Annotated in this window: 7 protein-coding genes; 1 reads left to right on the forward strand and 6 read right to left on the reverse strand. The window is 73.0% G+C overall.

The annotated features are described in order from the left end of the window. Positions 1–65: 65 nt before the first annotated feature. The 5 genes from ACIQOV_RS20590 to ACIQOV_RS20610 form a co-directional block, all read right to left on the reverse strand. Positions 66–971, reverse strand: coding sequence for an ABC transporter substrate-binding protein (locus ACIQOV_RS20590; protein WP_401050371.1), 906 nt, complete (start codon positions 969–971; stop codon positions 66–68). Positions 972–1,118: 147 nt separating this feature from the next. Next, positions 1,119–1,913, reverse strand: coding sequence for an ABC transporter ATP-binding protein (locus tag ACIQOV_RS20595; RefSeq protein WP_401050373.1), 795 nt, complete (start codon positions 1,911–1,913; stop codon positions 1,119–1,121). Beyond that, complete coding sequence (locus ACIQOV_RS20600) at positions 1,910–2,776, reverse strand: ABC transporter permease (RefSeq protein WP_401050375.1); 867 nt, start codon at positions 2,774–2,776, stop codon at positions 1,910–1,912. Before ACIQOV_RS20600 ends, ACIQOV_RS20595 begins: the two co-directional genes overlap by 4 nt. Next, positions 2,773–3,801, reverse strand: a complete 1,029-nt coding sequence (locus tag ACIQOV_RS20605; protein WP_401050378.1) for an ABC transporter substrate-binding protein — start codon at positions 3,799–3,801, stop codon at positions 2,773–2,775. The genes ACIQOV_RS20600 and ACIQOV_RS20605 overlap by 4 nt, the downstream gene beginning before the upstream one ends. 70 nt (positions 3,802–3,871) lie before the next feature. Continuing rightward, complete coding sequence (locus ACIQOV_RS20610; protein WP_401050379.1) at positions 3,872–4,945, reverse strand: ABC transporter substrate-binding protein; 1,074 nt, start codon at positions 4,943–4,945, stop codon at positions 3,872–3,874. A 446-nt stretch (positions 4,946–5,391) separates the two neighbouring features. On the opposite strand from ACIQOV_RS20610, the gene ACIQOV_RS20615 reads away from it, so the two are divergent. Then, complete coding sequence (locus ACIQOV_RS20615) at positions 5,392–6,174, forward strand: IclR family transcriptional regulator (RefSeq protein WP_401050381.1); 783 nt, start codon at positions 5,392–5,394, stop codon at positions 6,172–6,174. Positions 6,175–6,308: 134 nt separating this feature from the next. Here the strand turns inward: ACIQOV_RS20615 and ACIQOV_RS20620 are convergent. Next, on the reverse strand, positions 6,309–6,694 hold a 386-nt coding region (locus ACIQOV_RS20620; protein WP_401050383.1), incomplete at its 5' end, for a winged helix-turn-helix domain-containing protein.

Below are 6,694 nucleotides of genomic sequence, written 5' to 3' on the forward strand. Positions count from 1 at the left end.
GCCGGCTCCCAGGGGTAGTGCCCCTCGCGCGGAATGATGTACCAGAGGACTTCGGAGGCCACGGGTCAGACCGCCTTCGCGAGCGCGGCGGCCACCGGGGCCTCCAGGGCGGGGAGGTGGGCGTCGGCGACGGTCAGTGCCCGGTCGATGAAGCCCGCACCGTGGAAGATGTCCGCCGCCTCCTGCTGTTCGGCGACGAACCCGGCGGTGGCGGGCTCCAGCCGCCAGGGCAGCGCGACCAGCGCGGACTGCCAGTCGGCGGCCGTGCCGCCCAGTTCCTCGGCGGCGATCACGGCGGCCTCGGCCGGATTGGCGGCCGCCCAGGCGTCCGCCCGGCGCAGCGCGGTCGCGATCGCGGCGACCACCTCGGGACGGCTGGTCGCGAAGTCCCGGCGGGTGAAGAACACCGAACGGTCGGTGATGACGTCACCGGTGCGGATCAGCTCGCGGAACTCCCCGGTGCGGCGGGCGGCGGCGAGTTCGGCGCCCTGGGCGATCCAGCCGGCGATCTCGCCGTCGCGCAGCCGCCGGGCCTGGTCCTGGCCGGCCGCCGGGCGCTCCGGGGTGACGTCGTCGCCGTACGAAAGTCCCTGCGCGTGCAGGGCCTTGGCGAGCAGGTGGGTCTGCCAGGAGCCGACGGCGAGGACGACGGCGGCACCCTTGAGGTCCGCGACCGTCCGCACCGGGCCGGAGTCCAGCACCAGGAGGGCGCCGTGGTCGGGGCGGGGTGCGGAGACGGCCGCGTAGACCAGGTCGTGGCCGGCCGCCTGGGCGGTGATCGGCGGGGTGGAGCCGGTGCCGCCGAAGTCGATGACGCCCTCGGCGAGCAGCGCGCCGGTGCGGGTGCCGTCCGCGTAGTGGTGGAAGGCGCCGGTCTCGCCGTGCGGGGCCAGTTCCTCGTCCAGGTAGGGGAGTCGGGCGAGGTAGTAGAGCGACGGGTTGCTGGCGTGGACGCCGAGGGTGACGGTCATCTGGTCAACTCCGGTGGTGCGGGCTCGGTTGGTCGGAAGTCAGGGTGAATCGGGGGGAATCGGGAGGGTAGCGGGGGTTCTCGGGGAACCGCGGGGAACTTCGGGGAACTGCGGGGAATCGCGGTGGACCGTGGTGGATCGCGGGCGTCAGTGGACGCCGAGGTCGGCGAGCAGCCGTCGCCGCAGGTCGGCGAAGGCGGGATCGGCCGGGTCGCGCGGGCTCTCGACGGTGACGGCTTCGTCCCGGGCGAGCAGGCCGTCGCGCAGTACCACGACCCGGTCGGCGAGCCGCACGGCTTCGTCCACGTCGTGGGTGACCAGCAGTACCGCCGGGCGGTGGCGGCGCACCAGGTCGCCGACGAGGTCCTGCATGCGCAGCCGGGTGAGCGCGTCCAGGGCGGCGAACGGTTCGTCGAGTAGCAGGAGTTGCGGCTCCCGGACGAGCGCCCGGGCGAGTGCGACGCGCTGCGCCTCACCTCCCGACAGGGTGGCCGGCCAGGCCTCGGCGTGCCGCTCCAGGCCGACCTCGGCGAGCGCCTTCAGCCCGGTCTCCCGGGTCGCGGCGCCGCGCGGCAGGCCGACCGTGACGTTCGCCAGCACCCGCTTCGACGGCACCAGGCGGGGCTCCTGGAACACCACGGTTCGGACCGGCGGAACGAGCACGGTGCCCCCGTCCGCCTGGTCGAGCGCCCCGAGGATGCGCAGCAGTGTGGTCTTTCCGGTGCCGCTCGCACCCAGCAGGGCGACGAACTCCCCACGGGCGATGGAGAGGTCGACCCCGCCGAGCACCGCCCGGGTGCCGAACACCCGGCGCAGACCGCGCAGGTGGACGGCCGGGACCGTCTCCTCGGAGGCCGAGGAGGCGGAGGAGGCGGAGGAGACCGACGGAGAGGACGGCGCGGAGGACGAGGACGTGGCGATGGTGAACGTGTCGGCGGTCATCGGGCCGCTCCCTGGACGACCTGGCGCCACGGCATCAGCACGCGCTCCAGGACCCGGACGACACCGTCCGCGGCGAGGCCGAGCAGCCCGTAGATCAGGATGCAGACGGCGAGGACGTCGGTGCGCGAGTAGTTCTGCGCCTGGGCCATCAAGTAGCCGATGCCTTCGGTGGAGTTGATCTCCTCGGCGGCGATCAGGGCGATCACGCTGAGCGTCATCGACAGGCGCAGTCCGGACAGCAGCGAGGGCAGGGCGCCGGGCAGCACGACCGTGCGCACGATCGCCCAGCGTCCGAGGCCGAAGCTGCGCATCGCCTCGACCAACTTGCGGTCGGTGCTGCGGACCCCACCCGAGGCGGACACGTACATCGGGAAGCTGGTGGCGACCCCGATCAGGGCGACCTTCGCGGTCTCGGTGATGCCGAACCACACCATGAACAGCGGGACGAGGGCCAGGAAGGGCACGGTGCGCAGGACCTGGATCGCGGAGTCGAGCAACTCCTCGCCGAGGCGGGTGAATCCGGTGACCACGCCGAGCACCAGTCCGGTGGTCGCGCCGAAGAACAGTCCGAGTCCGGCGCGGGTGAGGGAGACCGACAGGGCGTCGGTCAGCTGGCCGTTGCCCCACAACTCCCCCACCGCCTGCGCGACCTGGGCGGGCGAGGCGAGCACGTCCTGGGTGAGCGCGCCGGTGGCCGAGGCGAGTGCCCAGCCGCCGAGCAGGGCGAGCGGACCGATGGTGCGCAGGGTCACGGCGAGTGCCCGGGGGCGGGGCCGGTGCCGCCGGCTCTGCGGGGCGACCAGGCCGGAGTCCAGTGCGGCCCGGGTGTCTTCCGGCGTGAACGGCCGGGTTGCGGTGGTCACTTGGCACCGTCCCCGAGCTTGTTGATGTCGATCAGGTACGGCTTGACGTCCACCGGCTGCTTGGTGACCTTCTGGTCGGCGAAGAACTGGGCGACCGTCCCGAAGCGGGCGATGTCGGCGTCGGAGATGGCGTCGGCCGGGGTGCCCTGCTTGCCGACGTTCACCGCGACGTCCTTCTCGGCGGGGGTGACGGCGGTCGGGCCGGCGTCGGTGAACACGTTGAGGTAGCCGGCCGGGTCGGCCTTCTCCTTGGCGCCGTTCTCCCGCAGATAGGCGTAGAAGGCCTTCACCACCTCGGGGTGCTTGTCGGCGAAGCCGTTGCGTACCGCCCAGACCGCGTAGTTGTCGGAGCCCACCTCCTGGCCGTTGACCAGGAAGTGCGCACCGGCGTTGGCGATGGCGGGGGTCGAGAAGGTGTTCCAGGTCGCCCAGGCGTCCACCTGGCCGGAGTTGAAGACGCCGGAGGTCTGGTCGGCGCGCAGGTAGACCCGCTCCACCTTGTCGGCCGGGACGCCGTTCTTCGCCAGTGCCTTGAGCAGCAGGTACTCGCTGGTGCCGCCCTGGGAGACGGCGACCTTCCTGCCGACCAGGTCCTGGACGGACTTGACGGGCGAGTCGTTCTTCACCAGGATCCCCTCGCCGACGCCGTCGGGCGCGGTCTGGGCGAACAGCTTGAAGCCGGGCTTCTGGGCGAGCGCGGCGACGGCCGAGGTGATCGAGCCCTGGGCGATGTCCAGTTGGTCGGCGGAGAGGGCCTGGGCGGCGGGGGCGAAGGGGCCGGCGCTGCCGGTCCAGGCGACCTTGGCGTGGACCGCGGCCAGGGTGCGGTCCAGTGAACCGTCCTTCTTGCCGCGGGCCAGGAAGCCGTTGTTGCCGGGATCGGGCAGGCGGAGCACCACGTCGGCCTTGCCGCCGGCCCCGCCGTCGGCGGAGGCCTTGGCCCCGTCGGCGGAGGAGCCGCAGGCGGTGAGGGCGGCGGAGGCGAGCAGAACGGTGGCGGCGAGCGCGGGACGAGGGGTCTTCACGGGGGTCTCCAAGGGGTGACAGATGACAGCCGACAGCTGACAACTTTCGAAATCTGTTAGCTGAACGCTGTTACCTGAAGTCTGTGATCCGAACGCCGCCGGCACCGGAACCCGCGCCCGCCGCCTCACCCGCACGCCGCACCCGCAACAACTCGCGCGCTGCACGCAGCGGCTCCGGGTCGGCCCAGGCCTGGACGTCCACCGGCGCGGCAAGGAAGCCCTGCTCCCTGAGGAATCGTTCCTGCATCGCGAGTAGCTCCAGCCGCTCCGCCGACAGGTCGAGCCGCAGGGTTCGGTGGCTGCCCGGCGCATAGGCTCCGGCGACGCCCTCGGCACCGGCACCGGTCTCGGCCCGCAGGATCCGGACGACCTCCTCCGGACGCTCCGCCGCCCAGTCGGCGGCCTCCAGCAGCACGGCGAGGAACCGGGCCACCAGCTCGGGGTGTTCGTCCAGCAGCCGCTGGTGGACGGTGATCGGCCGGGGCGTGCCGTTGTTGACCCGGGCCCGGCGGTCCGGCGCCGCGTCCAGTTCCACGGCCACCTCCGCACCGACCCGGCGGGCCGCCTCGACGGCGAGCGCCCCCTTCACGTACACCGCGTCCACCGTGCCGTCCCGCAGCGCGGCCAGCTCGGCGGACCACTGCCCGCCGCCCTCGGAACCAGGGACGTCCACCAGCTCGGCGTCCGCCAGGGTGAGGCCCGCGAGCCCGAGGGCGCCCCGGAGGCCGGCCAGCGCCATCGCCCGCCAGAAGTCGATGCCGATGTCATGATGTGGCACCGCCAGTCGCAGTCCACGCAATTGCCCGGGTTCGGTGATGCCGCTGCCGGCCCGGACGAGTACCACCTGGCGCTCCTCGATCCAGGTGAGGCCGATCAGCCTGGTCGCCTCGCCGCGCGAACGGGCCCACAGCGCGGGGACGTTTCCGCCCTCCCGGAACAGACCGGTCAGCGCGTGGGTGTAGTGGTGGTCCGCGGCCACCTCGGGCGGTGCGTCCTGCAGCGAGCGGACCGCGATGCCGTCGGTGGCGAACTCGCGGGCGAGCCAACCCTGATCGGCGGCGATCCCGGTCGCGGTGGGCACCGGGCAACGGGTGAACCAGAGGGTGTCGGGAAGCGAGGAGGCGTTCTGGGTACGACTGGACAACGGAGTTGGTCCTCTACGGGGGCTCCGACGACGGCCGGAGGAGCTCGGGATCGATGACCGCACGGAGGCCCATGAGGCCTGGTGCGCAAAGAAGTTGTGCGCCACGATGCAGGACGGCAGGCGGTGCGGGAGGGTCGGGCGGCGCGGGAGGGGTCGTTCAGCGACAACACGCACGGGAGGGGAGACACCGGTGGGACGTCACGGCGCTTCTCCTTCCGTGGAAATCGGGACGGTCACCGCCGAGGCCGAGTGGCCGTTCGACGCGATGCGAGGAGCGTTCCACGGCAGACGAGCCCGAAGCAAGCTTTTGCCACATCGTGGGATCAGTTGTTCATCAATGCCATTCCATTGCAACGTCGTCGACACATTCCCGCAGCACTGGCTGCCCTACGCTGAGACCGCCTCCGGCCTTCCGTCCGGAGTTCCGAACCGAAACGCGAGGTGCCATGGCCGAGGCCGCCACCGCCGTCCAGAGTCCGCCGGCCGGTGCGCAGGCCGTCCAGCGCGCGCTCGGGCTGCTGCACTGCTTCCACGACAACGGCCCCGACCTGAGCGCCTCGGACCTCGCCCGCCGGATGGGCCTGTCGGTCTCCACGGCGCACCGGCTGGCCCGCACGCTGGTCAGCGCCGGATTCCTGGAGCAGGACGAACAGACCGCCCGCTACCGGCTCGGTCCTGCCGTCGCCGAACTCGGCCAACTCACCTTCCACCAGCGCGGGCTGCACCTGGCCGGGCCCGAGCTGGACCTGCTCTCCCGGCGCACCAAGGCGACCGCCGACCTGGCGATCCGCAGCGGCACCCACGCCGTGATCCTGGTCGGCGGTTCCGTCCGCCCGGACACCGGGCTGGGCCTGCGTCGGCCACTGCACTCCACGGCCCTCGGCAAGATCCTGCTGGCCTGGCCCCGCCCGGGCGAGACGGCGCCGGCGGCACTGGGACCGCTGCCCTCCTTCACGGACCGCACGATCACCGAACTAGCGCTCCTGGACGACGAGTTGGCGAAGGTTCGAGCGGCCGGGTACGCGCTCAACGACGGCGAGTCGGCCGCCGGGGTGCGGACGGTCGCCGTGCCCGTCCTCGACGGCGCCGGGCAGGCGCGGTTCGCCCTCGCGGTCCGCTCGACGCCCGCGCACCTCACCGACGACCGGCTGGACTGGTTCCTCGGTCACGCCCGCGGTTGCGCCGACGCGCTCGCCGTCCTGTTGCTGCCGCCGGATCAGCGTTCCTGACGGCCCATCGGGACACGACGAAGCGGCGGGCCGCCCGTCCACGTCCTGGACGAGCGGCCCGCCGCCGGGACCCGACGGTGGCGGCCGACCGGTGGGCGGCCCGCCGACGGGACCGGACCGGCGGCCGCCCGCCGTCAGACCGTGGCCGGGGTGTACTTGTAGCCGACCCGGCGGACCGTCACGATGGTGTCCCGGTAGGCCGGTCCGAGCTTGCGGCGCAGCCGGGCGACGTGCACGTCGACCGTCCGCCCGTCCCCGACGTGGCCGTAGCCCCAGACCGCGGAGACCAGGTGGTCCCGGGTGTGCACCCGCTGCGGGTGCTCGGTGAGGTGGGCCAGCAGCTCGAACTCCAGGTAGGTGAGGTCGAGCAGCCGCCCGTCGACGTAGGCGTTGCGCCGCTCGCTGTCGACGGCGATACCGCGCTCGGCCGGGCGGACGTGACGGCCCCCCGCGACGGCGTGGGCGGCGGACCCACCGGTCGCCGTCGGCGTACCGGGAGCCGGGTGAGCCCCGGGGACCG

The sequence above is a fragment of the Kitasatospora sp. NPDC091257 genome (genome assembly GCF_044757675.1).
GTDB lineage: Bacteria > Actinomycetota > Actinomycetes > Streptomycetales > Streptomycetaceae > Kitasatospora > Kitasatospora lactacystinica.